Genomic DNA, 418 nt, shown 5'->3' with positions numbered 1-418 from the left:
GATCGGCAAGGTGCCGCACGATGTGAACAAGTTGCTGAAGGTGCTGGCCAAGGTTGGCACCGCGGAGCAATTGCACATCGTGTACGAGGCTGGTCCGACGGGCTTCGGGCTGCAGCGTGCCTTGAAGGCCAAGGGCTACCTCTGCGAGATCATTGCCCCGTCGCAGATCCCGCGACGACCCGGCGACCGGATCAAGACCGACTCACGCGACAGCGTTCAATTGGCCGAGTGCTCACGCGCGGGCCAATTGAGCGCCGTGTGGATCCCCGATCCAGACGACGAAACCATCCGTGATTTGTCGCGAGCGCGCGAAGACGCAGTCCACAGCCGCATGCAAGCCCGCCATCAGCTCAAGGGCTTCCTGCTGCGCCACGACGTGCGCTACAAGGGCAAGACCTCGTGGTGCGGTGCTTACTAC

1 protein-coding gene is annotated in these 418 nt (G+C 63.2%); it reads left to right on the top strand.

The annotated features are described in order from the left end of the window. On the top strand, positions 1-418 hold a 418-nt coding region (locus tag AC1DNF_RS35820; RefSeq protein ID WP_478153689.1), incomplete at both ends, for an IS110 family transposase.

The sequence above is a fragment of the Variovorax sp. 01T432 genome (genome assembly GCF_056398605.1).
The sequence above is the reverse complement of the archived record's forward strand: the minus strand, read 5'-3'. Positions and strand labels throughout refer to the sequence as shown.